This window comes from Ruminococcus albus 7 = DSM 20455, assembly GCF_000179635.2.
Taxonomy (GTDB): domain Bacteria; phylum Bacillota; class Clostridia; order Oscillospirales; family Ruminococcaceae; genus Hominimerdicola; species Hominimerdicola alba.
On the sequence record NC_014833.1, the window covers coordinates 1,196,855 to 1,216,760 of the forward strand.

At 45.0% G+C, this 19,906-nt stretch carries 13 protein-coding genes and 1 tRNA gene; 5 read left to right on the plus strand and 9 right to left on the minus strand.

The window, feature by feature from the left end; genetic code table 11:
• Positions 1–55: 55 nt before the first annotated feature.
• The 3 genes from RUMAL_RS05310 to RUMAL_RS05320 all read right to left on the minus strand — a co-directional run bounded on the left by RUMAL_RS05310 (position 56) and on the right by RUMAL_RS05320 (position 2,707).
• Positions 56–1,651 carry a putative ABC transporter permease subunit gene (locus RUMAL_RS05310; RefSeq protein ID WP_013497751.1) on the minus strand — a complete coding sequence of 532 codons (1,596 nt, stop codon included), beginning with the start codon at positions 1,649–1,651 and terminating at the stop codon, positions 56–58.
• The gene (locus tag RUMAL_RS05315) at positions 1,644–2,354 is read right to left on the minus strand and encodes an ABC transporter ATP-binding protein (protein WP_028504286.1); all 711 of its coding nucleotides are present in this window, start codon (positions 2,352–2,354) and stop codon (positions 1,644–1,646) included. The genes RUMAL_RS05310 and RUMAL_RS05315 overlap by 8 nt, the downstream gene beginning before the upstream one ends.
• Before the next feature lie 280 nt (positions 2,355–2,634).
• Positions 2,635–2,707, minus strand: a tRNA-Thr gene (locus RUMAL_RS05320).
• Between the two features lie 342 nt (positions 2,708–3,049).
• Between RUMAL_RS05320 and RUMAL_RS05325 the strand changes: the two genes are divergently transcribed.
• The gene (locus RUMAL_RS05325; RefSeq protein ID WP_013497753.1) at positions 3,050–5,095 is read left to right on the plus strand and encodes a cellulase family glycosylhydrolase; all 2,046 of its coding nucleotides are present in this window, start codon (positions 3,050–3,052) and stop codon (positions 5,093–5,095) included.
• Between the two features lie 80 nt (positions 5,096–5,175).
• On the opposite strand, the gene RUMAL_RS05330 is transcribed toward RUMAL_RS05325, so the two are convergent.
• Entirely contained in the window at positions 5,176–7,899 is a 2,724-nt protein-coding gene (locus tag RUMAL_RS05330) for a glycoside hydrolase family 9 protein (RefSeq protein ID WP_013497754.1), read from the minus strand.
• A 369-nt stretch (positions 7,900–8,268) separates the two neighbouring features.
• On the opposite strand from RUMAL_RS05330, the gene RUMAL_RS05335 reads away from it, so the two are divergent.
• Positions 8,269–8,457, plus strand: a complete 189-nt coding sequence (locus tag RUMAL_RS05335) for a hypothetical protein (protein ID WP_013497755.1) — start codon at positions 8,269–8,271, stop codon at positions 8,455–8,457.
• A 51-nt stretch (positions 8,458–8,508) separates the two neighbouring features.
• Entirely contained in the window at positions 8,509–10,245 is a 1,737-nt protein-coding gene (locus RUMAL_RS05340) for a putative bifunctional diguanylate cyclase/phosphodiesterase (RefSeq protein ID WP_013497756.1), read from the plus strand.
• A gap of 70 nt (positions 10,246–10,315) precedes the next feature.
• On the opposite strand, the gene pfkB is transcribed toward RUMAL_RS05340, so the two are convergent.
• Together pfkB and RUMAL_RS05350 are read right to left on the minus strand one after the other, a co-directional pair.
• Positions 10,316–11,215, minus strand: a complete 900-nt coding sequence (gene pfkB, locus RUMAL_RS05345) for a 1-phosphofructokinase (RefSeq protein WP_013497757.1) — start codon at positions 11,213–11,215, stop codon at positions 10,316–10,318.
• A gap of 2 nt (positions 11,216–11,217) precedes the next feature.
• Positions 11,218–12,102 carry a serine hydrolase domain-containing protein gene (locus RUMAL_RS05350; protein WP_013497758.1) on the minus strand — a complete coding sequence of 295 codons (885 nt, stop codon included), beginning with the start codon at positions 12,100–12,102 and terminating at the stop codon, positions 11,218–11,220.
• 187 nt (positions 12,103–12,289) lie between these two features.
• On the opposite strand from RUMAL_RS05350, the gene RUMAL_RS05355 reads away from it, so the two are divergent.
• Both RUMAL_RS05355 and nrdR read left to right on the plus strand, forming a co-directional pair.
• Entirely contained in the window at positions 12,290–13,549 is a 1,260-nt protein-coding gene (locus RUMAL_RS05355; RefSeq protein ID WP_013497759.1) for a glycoside hydrolase family 27 protein, read from the plus strand.
• A 278-nt stretch (positions 13,550–13,827) separates the two neighbouring features.
• Positions 13,828–14,274, plus strand: coding sequence for a transcriptional regulator NrdR (nrdR, locus tag RUMAL_RS05360; RefSeq protein WP_013497760.1), 447 nt, complete (start codon positions 13,828–13,830; stop codon positions 14,272–14,274).
• Positions 14,275–14,387: 113 nt separating this feature from the next.
• On the opposite strand, the gene RUMAL_RS05365 is transcribed toward nrdR, so the two are convergent.
• From RUMAL_RS05365 to RUMAL_RS21230, 3 genes are all read right to left on the minus strand, one after another.
• The gene (locus RUMAL_RS05365; RefSeq protein ID WP_013497761.1) at positions 14,388–15,272 is read right to left on the minus strand and encodes a DMT family transporter; all 885 of its coding nucleotides are present in this window, start codon (positions 15,270–15,272) and stop codon (positions 14,388–14,390) included.
• A gap of 117 nt (positions 15,273–15,389) precedes the next feature.
• The gene (locus RUMAL_RS05370; RefSeq protein ID WP_013497762.1) at positions 15,390–18,500 is read right to left on the minus strand and encodes an HD domain-containing phosphohydrolase; all 3,111 of its coding nucleotides are present in this window, start codon (positions 18,498–18,500) and stop codon (positions 15,390–15,392) included.
• A gap of 182 nt (positions 18,501–18,682) precedes the next feature.
• On the minus strand, positions 18,683–19,828 hold the full coding sequence (locus RUMAL_RS21230) for an ISAs1 family transposase (protein ID WP_013497763.1): 1,146 nt from the start codon (positions 19,826–19,828) through the stop codon (positions 18,683–18,685).
• Between the last annotated feature and the right edge of the window lie 78 nt (positions 19,829–19,906).

The window sequence follows — 19,906 nt, forward strand, 5'->3', positions numbered from 1 at the left end:
ATGTTCATGCAGCTTTGTGAATATACAGTAAGAATTTATACTATGTTTGTTTCACTTAGTCCTTTGACAAAGTGATGACTTTTCGGTACGAAAGCAGCGCTGCAGCCGATACTGATGCTATCATCACCAGAGTGGCAATATCAACGGATATCTTGGTGCCGAGAAAGACGGACAGTACAACCAGTCCCATTGTTGCGAACATATTCGGGAACATATATATGGCAACTGCCGCACCCTGCTTGATGACCTCGACCTCGTTCTCCCAGTCAAGACGCATATGCTTTATGCCGCACACACAGCCCCGGGAGGTCGAGAAAGCACACAGGCATACCACAAGTATGATGTGAAGTATTGTAGTCAGAAATGAAGCCTTTGTGCATATACTGAATGTCAGTACGGCGAAAACGGCAAATGGTACTGTAATATACATATTAAAAAGCATCTTGCCCTGATACAGTGTCTTTTTGCTTATGGGAAGACTTTGCACTATCCAGTAGTTTTTGCCTTCAAGGGAGGGGGTGAAAGCAGTTGTAGCTATCATACCCACGAAGAAGTAGGCTATAAAAGGTATGGCGGGTATCAGCATCTCAACGGTCATGGGGGCATCTTTTGCTACGGCTTTTATGACCTTCTGCGGGTCGATGAACAGGGCAGCTGCGCCTGCCGCAAAGCACATTATTTCGCCGATCATTGCGTTTGTCATGTATACCACAGAACCTGTCATGCGCTTGAATTCCTTGAAAGCTATGGCATTTACGAGGGAATGCTGTTTCTGTTCCTTCATTACGAATCCGCCTGAAGCCGCGTGTGAACGCAGGGCTGAATTTATCCTGCGGTACGACCTGCCTACGGGTATGAAAGTCACAACGAACAGAACAGCCGTTACTGATATGAAAAGGAGAGCGTACAGTATATGTGGCTTTGTAACAGCGGTGCTGAACCACTTCATCGGCATATAGATACTGCTGACCTTTGATGTAGTGGCGGATACGGTGTTGAGCACATCTTCTGTCTTGTTGTTTTTGAACATATCTTCAAGGAAGAATCTCAGGAAGAACATCAGCCCTATGAAGATCATTGTGATGACAGTCTGTGCGATGTTCTTGTTTTTGAAGCCTGAACCCAGCCTTGCTATAATGAAGCCGATGAATGCCGCCGCAAGCATTGGTATTACCGGCATTACAAGGGAGAGGATCAGCCAGATGGGATATACGATAAAAGGGGGCTTTTCATATATCCCGTATCCTGCCATCATCGAGAGCGAAACGCTCATATACCATGGCAGGCTTTTTATATACATATACATGAACTTGCACGCTGCGATCGTACCGGGTGCAAAGGGGAGCGACATCAGCATATCGTACTCCTTAAAACCGAAGAGATAGCCGTTTGTTTTGAACAGCGTAAATACGAAAGCCAGAAGGGATATGACCATGGCGCACATATCAGGGATAAATGCGGTCAATCCGAATTTACCGTAGCCTATGCAGGTAAAAATACAGTAGCACATCAGCATGAGATAAAGCATTGAAGCTCCTATGATGCTGCCAACTATCCTGCCGCGTTTTTTGTTGTCCTTGCAGTGTTTGTATATGTTGATGCTGCTTGTGGACTTCATAAGTGTTTTGAGTAATAGGATATTTTTATTCATCAGCTACCTCCAGGAAAACATCCTCCAGCGAACAGCCCTTTGTGAGTTCTTCCATAGTACCCTGTGCGATGAGCTTGCCCTGCTTGATTATAGCTACCTTGTTGCACAGCTTTTCGGCAACGTCCAGTACATGGGTGGAAAAGAATATCGCTGTTCCTCTGGAACATATATCGTGCATTATCTGTTTGAGGGTGAAGGTCGCTTTGGGATCAAGGCCTACAAAGGGTTCGTCAAGCACCATCAGTTTAGGTTCGTGTATAAGTGCCGATATAATGGCGAGCTTCTGCTTCATACCGTGGGAATAGGAGCTTATAAGGTCGCCAAGAGATTCTGTTATCTCAAACATATCGGCATAGTCCTTTATGCGTTCTGCACGTTCAGTACCGCTTATTCCGAAAACATCAGCGATGAAATCCAGGTACTGTATGCCGGTGAGATTCTCGTAGAGGTCGGGATTATCTGGGATATAGGCTGTGACTTTTTTGCATTCCATAGGTTCGGTCTTCACGGAATGACCGTCTATGAATATGTCCCCCTCGGTGAAATCGAGCACACCCACAACAGCGCGTATGGTAGTAGATTTGCCTGCACCGTTGTGCCCGATGAATCCGTAGATATCTCCGCTTTCAACAGTAAGGGTGACATTATCCGCAGCTTTTTTTCCCTCGCCGTAGATCTTTGTGTAGTTCATTATTTCAAGTATCGCTTTGTTTTCCATAAGCTGACCTCCGTTTGTTGTTCTCTTTTGTTTGAGATTATATATTTTGATATCAATATGATATCAAAATTTTCTGTGTTTGTCAAGATTCTGTTACAAGCTTTGTAAAAATATATAAATTTCATATCTCCTTTTTGGCAGATATTTGTCGCGGTGAAAACAAAAAATCCGCGAACATGATGTTCACGGACTTGGGAATCGGCGACCGCATCTTTACTGCGATATTAGCAATAAAAAACCACCCTTGGATTATCCAAGAGTGGTAAGCTGGTGACGGGACTCGAACCTGCGACCTGCTCATTACGAATGAGCTGCACTACCAGCTGTGCTACACCAGCGTATATCAGCACTGTCAATTGTTTAACAGCTATACTATTATACACTACTTTGTCAGATTTGTCAAGGGTTGTATATAAAATTTCACAGGCAGGTTGTTTGATGCAAAACAGTTAAAAAATTAATTTGTTATAACTTTGGATGAAAATATGCAAATTTGTTTATAATATGGCGGCTGTATAATATATTAACAAAAAGTTTAGGCGATACAATGTCTTTATGTTGATTTTTTACAACGCCCCCTATTGACATTTATTCATTGGGGTGTTAAAATAAATCCGTAAGATACCATAGTACTGTAATAGTACAATAACCGAACGGTATCATCGAGAGGGGAATATATCATGAAAAGTATTATCAGAAGAATGGCTGCCATTGCATCGGTAGCTGCACTGTCTGTGACAGGTGCGGTACCGGCGTTGTCGGCAGTCACAACAACACCTGCAGTAGCTGCAACAACAGATGACTGCAACGACGACTGGCTGCAGGCAAAGGGCAGCAGACTTTACGACAAAAACGGCAACGAGGTATGGCTGACCGGTGCAAACTGGTTCGGTTTCAACTGCAGCGAGGCTTGCCCTCACTACCTCTGGAGTGCTGACGCTGATGACTGTCTGAAAGAGATAGCAGACCGCGGCATCAACATTATCCGTTTCCCTGTTTCTTCCGAGCTTCTCGTTTCATGGATGAAGGGCAAGCCAATGCCCGTAAGCAGCTTCTCCTGCAACACAGACCCTGCTTACACCATCAATGCTGACTTCTGCGAAGCAGACGGAAAAACAGCAAAGAACAGTATGGAAGTATTCGATATCATGATGCAGAAATGCAAGAAGTACGGTATCAAGGCTTTCATCGATGTTCACAGCCCACATACTGACAATTCAGGTCATAACTACAACCTCTGGTATGGCAAGGCAGGCGTAACTACTGATGTATGGATAGAGTCACTGGTATGGCTTGCTGACAAGTATAAGAATGATGACACACTTCTCGCTTATGACCTCAAGAACGAGCCTCACGGCAAGGGTCAGGAAGGCGATGAAGCAGCTAAGTGGGACGGTTCCAAGGATGAGAACAACTGGGCTTATGCTGCGACAAGATGCGCAGACGCTATACTTGACGTTAACCCCAATGCACTCATACTCGTTGAAGGTGTTGAGCAGTCGATGAGCGGCGCTCAGGCAGGCGACTACTGGGGTATGCCCGACAGAAGAGACAACTCACCTTACATTGGCGCATGGTGGGGCGGTAACTTCCGCGGCGCAAGAAAGTATCCTATCAAGCCCGAGCATGGTACATCTCAGATAGTTTACTCGCCTCATGACTACGGCCCTTCTGTTTATGCACAGACATGGTTCAATAAGGATTTTACAGAGGAAACTCTTCTGAAAGATTACTGGTATGATACATGGGCATATATCAATGCTGAAGAGATAGGTCCTGAGCTTATCGGTGAGTGGGGCGGTCATATGGACGGCAAGGAGAACCAGAAGTGGATGACTCTTCTTCGTGACTACATGATCAAGCACCACATCAGCCATACATTCTGGTGCCTCAATACGAACTCCGGCGATACAGGCGGACTCTGGGATGGTCTTGGATTCATGGCAGGCAGCGGTACATCTATCAAGTGGAACGAGCCTAAGTATGAGCTCTTCGAGAAGGCTCTCTGGCAGACAGCTACTTCCGGCAAGTACATCGGTCTTGACCATCAGGTAGCACTGGGTAAGAACGGTATCTCCCTGAATGAGTTCTATTCAAAGTATTCATCTACTGAGGGCAGCAACCTTGACGGCGGAAAGAAATCTCCTGGTAATGTTAACAATGATACACCTGTTGTTCAGAGCATCAAGGTTTCGTACACTGCTGTTGAAGGTGGTGCAAACCTCAGCTGGAACAAGATAAGCAACGCTGATAAGTATGCTGTATACCAGAACGTTAACGGTTCCTGGAAGCAGGTTGCCGAAACAACAGGCACTTCCTATAACTGGACAGGTCTGACCTATGGTACTAACTACAAGGTAGCTGTCGTTGCAAGAGTCAATAATGCATGGACTAATGATTATTCCAATGCTATCACTGTAACTCCCAAGCAGACAACTTCCAACACTGATGATTATCCTAAGAACGTTAAGGCTAATTACAACACTCAGTATCATCAGGTACAGTTCACATGGGACAAGGTACAGGGTGCTGACAAGTACGGCATAGCTGTATATCTGGCAGGCAAGTGGAGAGTTCAGACTTCCAACATCACAACCAACAGCTTTGTAACACCCAAGAACCTCACCCCCGGCATGACCTACAAGGTAGCCGTTGCGGCAAGAGTAGGTGGAAAGTGGAACACAGCCGATCCTATCAAGAACGCTATAACTGTTACTATTAAGTAATTGCGATAGTTCATGATAATAAAGAAAGACCGTCGATCCGTTTGTAGGATCGGCGGTTTTTCCTTTCCGCTTTTCAGCGGTCATTCTTTGTTTTGATTCTGCATTTTCAGCTTGGTCATCTTGTATATGAATATCTCGGTGGCTACTACAAGTATTATAACAGCCCCTGCAATAAGCCCTATGAAAAGTATCTTGCTGTCACTGCCTGCCTTTATATTTTCTTTGGTGTTAGCGTCAGTATTCTCATCATCATCACTCGCGGATTTCTTTGTTTTGTTCTCAGCCTTGTTTTTGTCAGCCTTTTCTTCGTCATAGGTGGACTTTTCAGCAGGCTCAGCATCACCGCCGTTGTTTTCTTTTCCTATGTCTTTGCCTCCCTCGCCGGGTTTTATGTCGGCGTTAAGTGCAGAGAAGGCTGTGAGCCATGCAAGTGAAGCGTTCCAGTTTATAGTACACTCGTTGCAGCTCCATGCTTCTATGGAGTCAACATAGCACTTCTGGGGAGCTATCTCGCCTTTTTTCCAACCCATGCCCTTTACCCAGGGGTCCTGCATACCCGAGTTTGGTCCGCCCGAGAGTACTCCGCAGGGCGCTTTCGGGAATTTGTCATCTATCTGGTTTGACCACCAGCGGTGATGTGGATTTTCCGTGGTGTGACTGCCGTAGCCCGTAACATAGGAATAGTCCATAGCATTTCGTCCAAGCAGATAGTCAAGACCCTGTAATGCACCGTCAGTATAGCTGTCGTCCTCGTTGAGTACAGCCGCATAAGCAAGTACGATTGCGTTATCTGCTACGAATGAGTTCGAGCCCCAGAGGTATCCCTTGTCGCTGTCGTTGTAGCTAAGGGTGCTCTGCCCGTAGGGAAGCCCGTAGCCCTGCTTTTCTTCTAAAGTGATATAGTGGTCAGCTGCTTCTCTCAGTGACTTTTCAGCTTCGTCCGCATCATCGAAGGTGTTCTCGTTCAGCAGTGCCGTAAATGTACCCAGTGCTGCGGTATTTCCCCAGTCGAAAGTACCTGTGCTGTCAACACTCTCGCCGCTGCCCATAGAAACAGGCACCGACATATAGTAGTCTGACTTCTCTGCATCCTTCAGGTAATCCTTCTCCCCTGTGGCAGCATAAAGCTCCATGGCAGCCCAGTAGAATTCATCTTCAACGTCATTATCTCCGTAAGCACCGCCGCCCACGCTCTCATCGAGGGGAGCGTACATCTCGGGGTGCTTTTTAGCCGCCGCGTAGGCTTTCTCGGCAGCTTCAAGGCAGGTATCCGCGAAATCACTGTCGAGGTCTTCCCAAAGTCTTGCAGACTGTGCCGCGCAGGCAGCAAGATTCAGCGTTGCCGCTGTGGTAGGCGGCTTGATTATCCTGTTCTTGTCATCGTCCGCAGGGGCAACTCCAAGACCTGTCCAGGTCTCATCGTGAGCCTTGTGGTAAGCCATGCCCTCGTATTCGCTGGTATCTAGCTGCATTTTCAGCATCCATTCCATTTCCCACCTTGCTTCGTCCAGCAGGTCGGGGAAGCCGTTGCCGCTTTCTGGTATTATCATTGAACCGTCAGCGAATATATCTTCATTACCGGTATATACAAAAAACTCGTAGAGGTTCTGCAGCATCCACAGGGAAAGTCCGCCGTTTACGGTATACTTGCCGTGGTCGCCCGCATCGTACCAGCCGCCTGTCACATCGACTCTGCCGCTTGTTGCGCTGTAACCCCATGTGTGCTGTATCTCGGCATCATCAGAGGTATGTCCGGCCGCACGGGCAAGGTCTGATTTGTCACCAGAACTTATATACTCGCTCTCTATCTCGATGCCGCTGCGGTTCTGGTAGAAATAATTCAGCGAATCATACAGCAGTGCCGAGTAATCGCTGACTTCATCCGCCGCGAATACTTTAAATTCTCGGCTCTCAGCACCGTTGTCAGCTTCTATATGGAAAGTTCCGCTCTCATCAAGCTCTGAAAAGTCTATGATATGAACAGTGTCCTCAGAATCCTCATCGTAGCCGAAATATTCACTTTTGCCCTCATAAACTGTCTTGCCCGAATCGTCAACCACCTCAAAGCCGATTGCGTCCTTATCGGTGCACAGGAGAGTTGCTTTCTTTTCACGCTTTGCAAAATAACCCACCTGATTTGTGAGGATATCCGCACGTACCCATTTCTCGGGTACCTGATAATCGTTCTCGTCACTTGTAAGGTCTATGAGCGACATATTATCAAAGGTTATCTCAGTGCCCGCAGGGAAGCATCCGCCCTGAGTATACTGACCGTCACCGCCCAGATGGAATGCCCATTCGGCAACATCAAGGGACTGGCTTGCGGTAAAGGTGAGTTCCACCTTTTTTGTCTCCTTTGCGCTTATTGGTATCGGGTCCCATGTTCCGTCAAGGTCATAACCGTTGGACATATTGTGCCATACCTCAACATCGCCGTCAAGGTTGCCTATCTTGGTATAGTATTTGCCGCTCTTTGAAGGCGTTATCTCGTAGGATACCTTGTACTGATGTCCCGATACTATCTTCAGTCCTCTGTGGCGGAACTGGCAGTCCCACCTGTCTTCACCGCCGTTTGAGGCACCGCCAGGGTTCACGATGGTTATTTTGTATTTCCCGTCAGAGATATCGAAGTCCATTTCGGCTGTTCTTGATTCACAAATGTGCCAGGGAAGTCCTACTCCGTCATCGAAATCTGTCTGCCCGAGCTGCTGTCCCGCAAATACACACAAGGGTGCAGCGCTGTTCAAAAACAGTACCGATGCTGCGGCGGCAGAAGCGATACGTTTTGTTGGTCTGATAAACATTTTAAAAATACCTCCATTTTTCTGACCTGTGTATAGTCACAGTAATGATTATAACACATTATTAATCGAATGTAAAGCGGCTGATATGTATTTTTTTCAGGATTATTTGTGATGATGACAGCAAAAGTACGATAATATGAAATATACAATATGCAATACAACGTATATGATATATAAGTGAAATTTGTGCTGAATATGAAAATATTATATTTATTATATTGATCATATGTTATTTTTGATTGACTTTTTTTCTGCTTTGCTGTATAATAGTATAGGGTATGTAAGCCTGATATAAATGTGGTGGTAAAGTTCTGTGTCAGGATATGGGTGAAATATTTTCAGATAATGATGCATAGGGAAGTGATAGTAATGATTCTTCAGGAGTTGGCAGACAGTTTTTCTACTATGACCTGTATCGTATCCGTCAAGTACAATGTCGGAAGATATGGTGATGTAAACAAAGTTCCAGTAAACAACGGTTCCCGCGGTATTATGACAGGGAAAATGTTTAAGACCAGAGGCTTTAATATGGAACACCAAGAAAGAAAACACGGATAGGAGAATTTAAAAAACAGCAAAAATATCGTGGATTTTATCGAGGTGTACACAATGAAACATGAAAATAAGGCTACAAATAATTTACAGAATACGCTGGAGGATCTTTCGGGAGGCAAAAAAGCATCCAAAAGTCTCTTTGTGTTATTGCTCATATCGTATATAGGGGTATCGCTGATAGTAAGTATGTCAGCAGGGTCACATAAGGTGATGAATGTCGCAGGTACTGAAATAGGTATGTATGCTTTTGCAGGTGTGTTCTCGGCACTGGTGAACATACTGGCTATATTCATGGCGGTGTATTTCAAGAAAGTGGGATTCATATCAGCCATCGTTCTGACCGGGCTGCAGTTTCCATCGCTTTTGGTCGGAATATTCAAGCATGATAATCTGCAGAGTCTGCCCGGGGTGTTTACGAATGTCCTTACGATAATCGCTTTGCTGATAATATACATAAATAATGTGAGGATAGAGCGCTTTCAGGAAAAGATAAGGGATCAGGCAGTAACGGACAGGCTTACTGGTCTGCCGAACAGATTTGCCTGCCGTGAGCTGGTAGACTCTCTGTTGAAACAGAATGAAAGATTTGCGGTGGTGTCAATAGATCTGAATAATTTCAAAAGCATCAATGACACTATGGGACATGAAAACGGCAACAAGGTACTTGTGACCATAGCTGAAAGATGGAAAGCTTTGGCAGAAAGCGGAGAAACTGGTACTCTGGATTTTGTGACCAGACAGGGCGATGATGAATTCACCCTGATAATACGAGGCTACTATTACGAGAAAGACATAGCTGCTACGATAAAGCTTTATCGTGAACGGCTAGAAAAAAAGATAACCATAGATGACTGTGATTTCTATATAAGGGGAAGCTTCGGCTATGCCTTTTATCCCAATGATACGGATAATATAGATCATCTGTTTACTTATGCCGATGCTGCTATGCATGAGGTCAAAAGGCTCAACAGCAGCGAATGCATACTCAGATTCTTCAAGGAACAGCTCAAGCTGGAACGCACCCTGGATATCGAGCGCAAGATAAGAAAAGCACTGGATGATGATTCAATATTCTTTGAACTGCAGCCGCAGTATGATATGTCATACCAACTGCGCGGATTTGAAGCACTGGCACGAATGAAGGATGCAGACGGTAATGATATAAAACCATCAGAATTTATCCCCGTGGCTGAAAAGGTAGGGCTGGTAGACAAGGTGGATCTTTGTGTGTTCAGGCAGTCAGCAAAATTTTTCGGTGAGCTTGTAAGGAAAACGGGTGCCAATATCACACTGAGTATAAATATCTCCGTCAGACACCTGATGAAGAACGATTTTCTTGATGAAGTCATTTCGATAATAACATCAAGCGGTATCCCTGCAGGGCAGCTGGAGATAGAGATAACAGAATCGGTGCTTATAGATTCGGCAGAAAAGGCTCTCCAGTGCATAAACGAGATCAAGAAGATGGGCATAAAGATAGCCATAGATGATTTTGGTACGGGCTATTCTTCGCTCAGCTATCTTTACAATTTCCCTGCAGATCTTCTGAAGGTCGATAAGTCGTTCATCGACAATATGAATACCAACAGATCTTCAAAGCAGTATGTAGCAGCTATAATCTCCATCGGTCATATCATGAAATACGATGTTATCTCAGAAGGCGTTGAAAAGGAAGACCAGCTTGAGACCCTTAAAGAGATCGGATGCGATTACATACAGGGCTTCATCTGGGGCAGACCGCTTTCAATGGTGGAAGCCGAAAATATCGTTATGAGCGAAGTGTGCAAATAAGCAAATAATAATTCCCCGACTTGTGAAAGTATACAGGTCGGGGATAATTTATATGTTTTTAATTACATGGTCATAGCTGTCCGAGCAGTTCTGATATGAGTGCAGATGATGCAAGACCGTCAGAGAATGCTGTAGCACCGCCTGCTGCAGTACCGAGCTTAATGGCGTATTCATAGTCGCCTTCTGCTGACCCTGCTATAAATCCTGCCAGCATGGAATCTCCTGCACCTACTGAATTTTTCACAGTGCCGCGGCACACTCCGCAGATGTGGGTCTTTCCGTTCTTATCGAGCAGTATTGCACCGTCACCTGCCATAGATACAAGAACGTTCTGAGCGCCGAGTTTCTGCAGTCTGCCGGCATATTCTATTATATCCTCGGTGGAAGTCAGGGTAACGCCGAACATCTCACCGAGTTCAAAATTATTTGGCTTTACCACAAAGGGCTTGTATTTCAGTACATTCATCAGAAGCTTGCCCGTGGCATCAACAGCGGTCTTTATATCTCTGCCTTCAAGACGTGCCAGGATACGCTCGTAGATATCTCGGGGAAGACTAGCAGGGATACTGCCGGCCAGGACCAGTGTGTCACCGTCCTTTACAGCATCGGTCTTCTCAAAAAGCTTTTCCAGAGAGATCTCATCGATATCGGGCCCCTGAGCGTTTATCTCAGATTCCTCCGAAGCCTTTATCTTGACATTTATGCGTGAATCACCCTTCGGCAGCCTGACGAAATCAGCCTCAATACCCATAGCTGCAACGCCCTTTTCAATGGCTTCTCCCGTGAAGCCTGCAGTGAAACCCAGTGCACGCGACTGCACTCCAAGTTCTTTGAGTACAGCCGAAACATTTATTCCCTTGCCGCCGAAATACATTTCCTCAGCTGTTGTACGGTTGACCTCACCTGCCCTGAATGCATCCATGTGAACAACGTAGTCAATGGCAGGGTTGAAAGTTACTGTGTATACCATTATCAGACCTCCTGAAATTCGTCAATGAAACGCTGTGCTAAATCTGCCAGCTCTCCGCTCCTTTCGGGCTGATGTGAAAGATAGGTCACTATCAGCTCTTTTTCGGGGCACACTACACATCGCTGCCCCCATTTGCCGCTTATGGCAAAGGTATTGTCATTTACCCACAGAAAGTATCCGTAGCCGCCTTTTCCGGTATTGACACGGGCAGTGGCAGCTTCACGGACAAGTTCTTTCGGGATAAGCTGTTCACCATGCCATGAACCCTCCTGCATGAGAAGCTGTCCCAGTCGCGCAAGCTGACTTACAGTGAGCTCCATACCCGTCGCACCGTAAAAATGCCCCTCGGGAGAGGTCTGATAAACGGGTCTGCCCCAGCCGAGAGGTTCAAAAAGCCGAGGACGAAGGTATTCTGCCAGCGGCATACCCACAGCGTTTTCACAGGCTGCACTTACAAGATAGGCAGGTATATTTGAGTAGTGAAAGCCCCTGTCGCTGTAATCTACAGGCAGGCGAAGTATGTTTTCCAGCCAGTCAGCCTCATTTGGTTCTTCAATAAGGGAGCTGACCTCCTGCGGACGAAAAGGGTAAGGCGCTGATGTCATGGTCATGAAGTCGCGGAATGTCAGTGCCCTGAACGGATCAGGGACGATATCTGAATATTTTTTATCCAGATATTTGTACAGCTTATCTGAGATATCCAGCCTGCCTTCACCTTGTGCCATGAGCACAGCAGCTGAAGTTACCGACTTTGTGGCAGAGTAGACAGGGTAACATTTATCCTCGCTAAAGCAGCGCTTCAGTACTGTCTTTCCGTGAAAGGATATCTCAGCACAGTGCAGCGCGATGCCTGCAGCAGCGGTGCTTTCAATAAATCTATCAAACATTGTTTTCCTCCGGATACTGTATTACAAAATGATTATACCCCTTTTTATGCATTAAGTCAAGTAGCAGGTGAATGGTTAACATATTGTGCAAAAGCTGGTTAAAATTTAAGCAGTATAATATATTGACGGATATTTGATCCGATGATATAATTAAGCAGTAATGGATCTAATGAACGGAGGTATCGCTATGATAGTAAAAACACCGCCTATGGGCTGGAACAGCTGGGACTGCTACGGAGCATCTGTAGATGAGAAAACGGTGCGCCGTAATGCCGAGTATATAGCTGAAAACCTTAAACAGTACGGATGGGAGTACGTTGTGGTCGATATACAGTGGTATGAGCCGAAGGCTAAGAGCCATGAATACAACCATTTTACCGAGCTTTGTATGGATGAATATTCACGCCTTATCCCTGATGAAGGCAGATTCCCGTCATCAGCAGGAGGCAAAGGATTTGCTCCGCTTGCGGAATATGTCCATTCTTTAGGACTTAAATTCGGTATACATATCATGCGCGGTATACCAATACAGGCTGTCCACAGGAACACTGCTCTGCTTGGGACGGATAAGACCGCACGCGAGATAGCCAAGATGAACAGTATATGCGCGTGGAATACTGATATGTACGGTGTTGACCCCGACAAGGATGGTGCAGAGGAATACTACAAGAGCATTTTTGCATTGTATGCAGAATGGGGAGTAGATTTCATCAAGTGCGATGATATCTGCCGTGAACTACCCCATGAGGAAAGCGAGCTTATTATGCTGAGCAAATGCCTGAGAAGCTGCGGCAGGGATATGGTGCTGAGCCTTTCACCCGGTCCCGCTCTGCTTGAAAAGTCCGAGGTATATAAGCAGACCGCTGATATGTGGCGCATCACTGACGATTTCTGGGATAACTGGGAGTCGCTGTACAATATGTTTGAAAGGTGTGAAAAATGGAGCATACACAGCGGCTCGGGACATTACCCTGATGCCGATATGCTGCCTGTTGGAGCTATATTGCAGGATTACAGTCCGGAAAACAGGACTAAATTTACTGAGGACGAGCAGCGCACTATGATGACCTTGTGGAGTATTTTCCGTTCTCCTCTGATGATAGGCGGTGAGCTGACAAAGAACGATAAGTTCACTCTTGGTCTGCTGACGAATGCAGGTATCATCGGTATGAATAAGCTCTCACGTCATGCACACATGGTATGGCGCAGGGATATCGGCGGCAGTGAGCATATTCTCTGGACGGCTGTAAACGCAGAAGACGGTCAGTACGCAGCGGTATTCAACTCAGGTGAAAATGCAGGCTGCTTTGAACTTGATCTTGCAGATCTGGAGATATATGAACCTGTAAGCTGCACCGAGCTGTGGACCGGCAGTATAAAAGAAAATATCCGCAGCATCCATATTGACCTTCCGCCTCACGGTGCGGCGGCTTATATTATTAAATAATATGGTTATCACACTGACACACTATGTTTCATTGTTATATATCACTTTGGTGGTGTGTTAAATGGGTAGCTTATTTATATAATATCCGGCTTTTTGATAAAGGCTTTGCGTACCTTTGGTGTGCAAAGCTTTTGCTTTTTTTGTACGTCTGAATATCCACTGTCCAAAAAAATTCATACTAAATTTCAAAAACCTCTTGAAATTTGAAAAAATCTGTGTTATAATGTATTTTAGAGAAAAAAAACGTACTTCATCAAATCGGAATAGGAGTTTTATTTATGAGATGTCCCTTTTGCAGTTATGAGGATACAAGAGTAATAGATTCACGTCCGAGTGAGGGCAAAAAGCGCAGAAGGCGTGAGTGTCCAAAGTGCGGCAGACGCTTCACCACATATGAGGTGGTTGAGAAGCCGCTGCTGATGGTATACAAAAAAGACGGCTCTTTTGAGCCTTTTGACAGGCAGAAGCTGATAAAGGGTCTTCAGAATGCTATAAAAAAGCGTCCTGTCAGTGTTGAACAGGTTACTAATCTGGTCGATGATATAGAAAACACATACGCAAACAAGATGCAGACAGAAACTACCACCGGTGAGATAGGCGATATGGTACTCAGCGGACTCAAAAAGCTGGATAATGTTGCTTATGTTCGCTTTGCATCTGTGTATAAGGATTTCAATGATGTCGATTCATTTATACAGATAATCTCTGAACTATCCGAAAAATGATGACCCGCAATAAATAAGTTTTCTCATAAAACTCAAATATAAGACCGATGAACGCCCTGCATATAACAATGCGGGGCGTTTGTCGTCGTTGCAGGATATTTGATGCGTAAGCTTTATTCTGCTTTTTTATCGGCAGATAAAAGCTGTGCTGCCAGTACGGCTGAAAATACAAGCGCACATCCGCATATCTCACGCGGAGAAAGTTTTTCGTTAAGTATCACCCAGCCTGAAAGTGCTGCAAATACCGATTCCAGACTCATAAGCATAGTTGCCCGTGCAGGTTCTGTCTGCCGCTGACCGAGTATCTGCAAGGTGTAGGCAACGCCGCAGGACATTATGCCCGTGTAAAGTATAGTCAGCTTTGCATCGGATATTGACGAAAGCACAGGCTTTTCAAATATGAACATACATATCAGCATTATAGTACCTGCTGTAAAAAATTGTAAACAAGCCATGACCATGCCGTCTGCACCCATATCATTGAATTTGTCGATCACCATGATATGAACAGCAAAAAATACCGCCCCCGCAAGCACCAGAAGGTCACCCACGGATACTGCAAAGTCTTCCTTTATGCACAGCAGGTAGAAGCCTGCCAGTGCACCTGCGGCACATATCCAGATGACAGACCTCGGGCGTTTGCCAAGAAAAAGCCCAAGTACAGGTACTATTATTATGTAAAGTGCAGTCACGAAGCCTGCCTTGCCTGCGGTGGTCATGATTATACCTGCCTGCTGCAGTGAACTTGCTGCGAACAGTACTGTACCGCATAGGATCCCGCCTTTGACGGTTGTTTTTGACGGTGTGTTTTTTTGTGTGCTTTTGCTCCGCCTGAAAAGTGCTATCACGGGTATGAGAACTATCCCGCCAAGCAAAGTACGCAGAGCATTATACGTGAATGGCCCGATGTAGTCCATGCCCTTGCTTTGTGCCACAAAAGCCGTACCCCAGATAAGGGCAGTGATGATCAGCATTATACTGCCTTTTAAGTTTTTCAAATTATCCTTCTCCCTGTTATTGATGAGATTAATTATACCACCTTTCTGACTGCTTTGCAAGTGTAGGGTCAAAATAAGAGTGCTGTTTTTTTCAGCACTCTTACGTATGATATCAGTTTATGCCTTTCGGACTGCCTCTTTGTCAAGACGTTTGTGTATGTTGTCGATATCCTCGGTAGTTCCGCCGCCCTCATCATCAGGTGCGCGGAATTCACCTTTTTCTACCAGCCGCAGAAAAGCATCAACAACATCTTCTGTCAGCTGGGTGCCTCTGACTTCTTTCATGATAGATACAGCCTTATCGAAGTTCATTCGCTTTCGGTACGGTCTGTCAGAATACATGGCATCAAAGGTATCGGCAACTGCGATTATCTGTGCTACACGTGGTATCTCATCGCCCTTGAGTCCCTTGGGGTAGCCCTTGCCGTCTGGACGCTCATGGTGTGCCCCCGCACCTATGGCAAGCTCCGGCATTATGCTGATATCTTTCAGCGTATTGTATCCAAGCGCAGAGTGTGATTTGATTATCTTGAACTCGTTATCGGTGAGTTTGCCGGGCTTGTTGAGCACCTCGGCAGGTACACCTACTTTGCCTATATCGTGCAGAAGGGCGATGTTGTAGTACTTCTCGATGGTTTCTTCGTCGAGCCCCAGCTCACGGGCAAGCATCATGGTGTATTCTGCTACGCGTGAGGAATGTCCGTTGGTGTATTTGTCCTTCATATCTATAACTTTAGCGAAGGCTTCGACTATCTCACGGATGAGCTGCTTCTGTTCTTTTTCCTTTTTGAGGAAACGCTCAGTCCTGCGGCCGATATAAAGCTTTATCAGCAGAACTATCACGGTGAGCATAACGGCAAGACATAGCAGCATGAACCAGATGTGTTCGTATATAGCCTTCTTTTTTATTATATTTATGACCTTCTCCTTGACTCCTGTTCCACTCGGATCCTTTATCTGCATAACAAAACGGTATGTACCGCCGCGAAGATTGGTGTAATCCACAGGTGCAAGTTCGCTTCTCTTTACTGTGACAGGCTGTTTGTCAAAACCTTCAAGGCAGTAGGTTATCTGAGGATTTATAAGCGAATAGTTATAGGCGTAACTGTATATGGTGAGCTTTTTGACATTTGATGGTATAACGATGTTTCCGTTTTCATCGGGATATATCATTTCTCCGTCAGCCTCAGCGTAGGGAACTGAGAGCTTTATGCGGTTGACATCGTTAAATTCCTTTTCTATGTTGACCTTAGCCACACCTGTTGTGCCTGAGATATACAGGTCTCCGTCTGCGGTAAGCTCGCTGTATGAATTTGAAGTAGTTATGCAGTGAAGACCGTTGTCCCTTCCGTAATATATCGGAGAGATATCTTCGTTGGCGAGCAGAGTATCTACATCTTCAACGTATACGCCGTTGCTGCTTAGTATCCACATATCGCCGCGGCTGTTTTCGTACAGGTCGAAATTGTTTGAATATGGGAATTTTCTTATGGTGGTGATATTGTAGTCAGCATCCATGTATGCCAGGGAATTGCTGGTAACTATCCAATATATCTCCTTCGTTCTGTCCTTCTTGATACGCATGATGACATCTGAGTTAAGCCCGTCATCAATGCCAAGATGGGTGGTCGAGCTTTCATCTATGACGAATATCCCTCCGCCGTCTGTGCCGAGTATGATATCACCGTTTTCGGCTGAGGCGGCTGTAAGTATCTCGGTATTGCTTATGCCGTCGCTCTCGTCGTATACCTTGGTGATCTTATCATCCTTTATTATCGCTGCACCGCCTGTGTATATTGCGATGAATGATCCGTCTGCCCTTTCGATAACTGTTCTGACGCGGCTTGATGGAAGACCGTCTTTTTCTGTGAATTTAATCAGCTTGCCCTTGTCGTACCGAAGAAGTCCCTGTTCACCGAAGGTGGAGAACCAGAGCCTGTTTTTGCTGTCACGTATTATCGAGCGTATCTTGCAGCCCTGCAGCAGCCTGATAAGATCGCTGTCATTGAATATTTCACCCGAAGCACTTCTCGATGATGTAATGGGAAGTGTATCCACTTTTTTTCCGTTTGTAAGTACCAGCAGTCCGCTGTTCTTTGTGCCGATGAACAGCTTTCCGTCTGTCGCACAGGTGGAGTATACTACCTCTGTATCCAGCTTGTATTTTTCAAAAATATCAGTGAACTGATTGGGTACTATCTTCATGACTCCCTGCTGTGAGGATACGAACCACAGGTTTTTCTGATAGTCGGTCATCATGCCTTCGACAGAGTTGTTGAATGGGGTATTCTCTATCTGTGTGAACTTTCCGTTTTCCACAAAGCCTATGCCGCTGTCAGTGCATACCCACAGCATATCACCGGTGGCAGACATTGAATTGATATATCCCAGCGGTGATATATCTGTAGGTGATACATTACTGAATCCTTTTTCAAGCTCGCCGTGATATATCTCCGAACCCTTTGTGCCGACGTATATATACCCTGCACGCAAAGGGTCGGGGAGTATTGTATGTATATCCTCGACTCCCAGCTTTTCAGCATCACAGAAGCTTTTAAGCCTTTTATCCTTTAGTGTGAACACTGCACCGTCCAGAGTAATACCGTATATTATACCGTCTATGCCTTTTTCAAGCATACGTATATACTCATTGTTCAGCTGGGGTTCATCTATGATCGTCAGATCACCGTTTGTATCTATAAGTGCTGCACCCTGTGTAGTACCGAGATATATGTTGCCGTCGCTATCCTCTGCAATAGAGCGAATCGACAGTGAACGCAGACCATTGTCCTTGTTGTACATCTTGAATGTTCCGTTTTCCATAACAGCAGCACCGCTGTCATTGGTTCCTATCCACAATCTGTCCTTTGAATCTACGAATAGCTTCACAACGCTGGCTATACCTGTTGTTGAATCTATACGCTCGAAGGTATTGCCGTCATATCGTATAAGTCCGCTGTAGCTGCCTATCCAGATAAATCCCTCGCTGGTCTCGACGATATCATTTGCTTCCGAAGTTGGAAGCCCCGAGGTGTTGTCGTACAGCACTGCCGAATAACCGTCGCCTTTGCCTGTCGGGTCTACTGAAAGTTCTTCTGCGGGAGAAAGTGCATCACCGCCGGTGTGCAGAACTACAGTGGACGGTACAGCTGTCAGCATCAATGCAGAAGCTATAATACAAAGCATTTTTTTTGATATACTTTTTATCACGCTGGATATGATCTTCATTATGCTCACTCTCCCCGGTGATACTGACAGCAGTTGCTTATATGTTGGAATGCGATATTTACCTGTTGTCAGGATCTGTATAAGTACTATCCGACTTATGACTATGATTTTTCCTTAATTTTACTGTTTTGTTATTTATATTTACTTAATACAGAGTACATGAATTATTTATATATATGATATCACATTCTCATGTATATTGTCAATAGTATAAATACAAAAATCACCCTCGAAATCATCTGCGGCTCCATAAGACATTCAAACATAAGTTTGGATATGGCGGCTTTAGAATTGTTCCGATTTTTAAAGTTCTTGATTAAATTTATCGCAGCTTTTCTGAACATATTCAGGCATTGCTGAACGTCTTTGTTTTCGACTCTGCACCAATCTTCTTCAAAATGAACATCAAGCAGCCAGTGCATTGACTCAACCGACCATTCCATTCTTGCATGATGAAGGAGCTGTTCCGCTGTCATTTCGCGGCTTGAAAGGTAATAGTGCCATTCGCTCGAAGTGCCTTTTTTCGTTGAAAACTCAGTATGAATGGCTCCTATGCACTTCAGATTTTTCCACTCTTTTTTCTGTTCCAGCCAGTTGATATCTGTTGTTACATACGCTGTCCTTGTTTCAACTCTGCCACGGTTTTTCTCCGTTCTTGAAACTGTTTGCATAGTGTCTCTGAGAGAACTGTCCTGCACATAATCCTCGATATCTTTCTTCAAATTTGGGTGATTATCCTTAACGCAAAGCAGATAATCTGCCTTTTGTTTTACGATAATCTCAGCAGTTTCTTTCTGACAGTTCAGTGCATCCGCAACAACTATATTACCCTTTATTTTCAGTTCTTTCAGAAGCTCCTGCACCGCAGGTATCTCGTTGCTTTTATCGTCCGTGCTGCGTTGTGCCAGGGTCAATCCAAGTTCGCATACCTGTGCGCTGATGATGTGCAGAGGACTTTCGATCTTACTCATTTTAAGTGTCGAACAAACAGTTTTCCCGTCAAGAGAGATCGTCATACTTTTGGACTTTTCGGGCATGAATGAATAGACCCAATCCGCAAAACAGCGGTTGAGCGATTCGGGCTTGACATATTTCAGCAGGCTCAATATCCAATAATAGCAAGGGACATGATCGATTCCGAATTTCTCCTTTAAGAATTCGCTTACTCTGTCATTTGTCGCCCATTGATGAATCTGATGAATGTTTCTAAGTCCACAGATACTTCCAAGAATTGCTATTGTAATGATATCGGGGATACTGCAAAAATAGCCGTCATATTCCTCATATAATTCAATATCTTCAAAATACTCGGTTATTCCATTATTCATGCCTATATTATATCATTTTCCAGGTGCTCTGTCCAGTAATTTGTACAATCTGAAATATAAATGTAACTTTTGAAACCT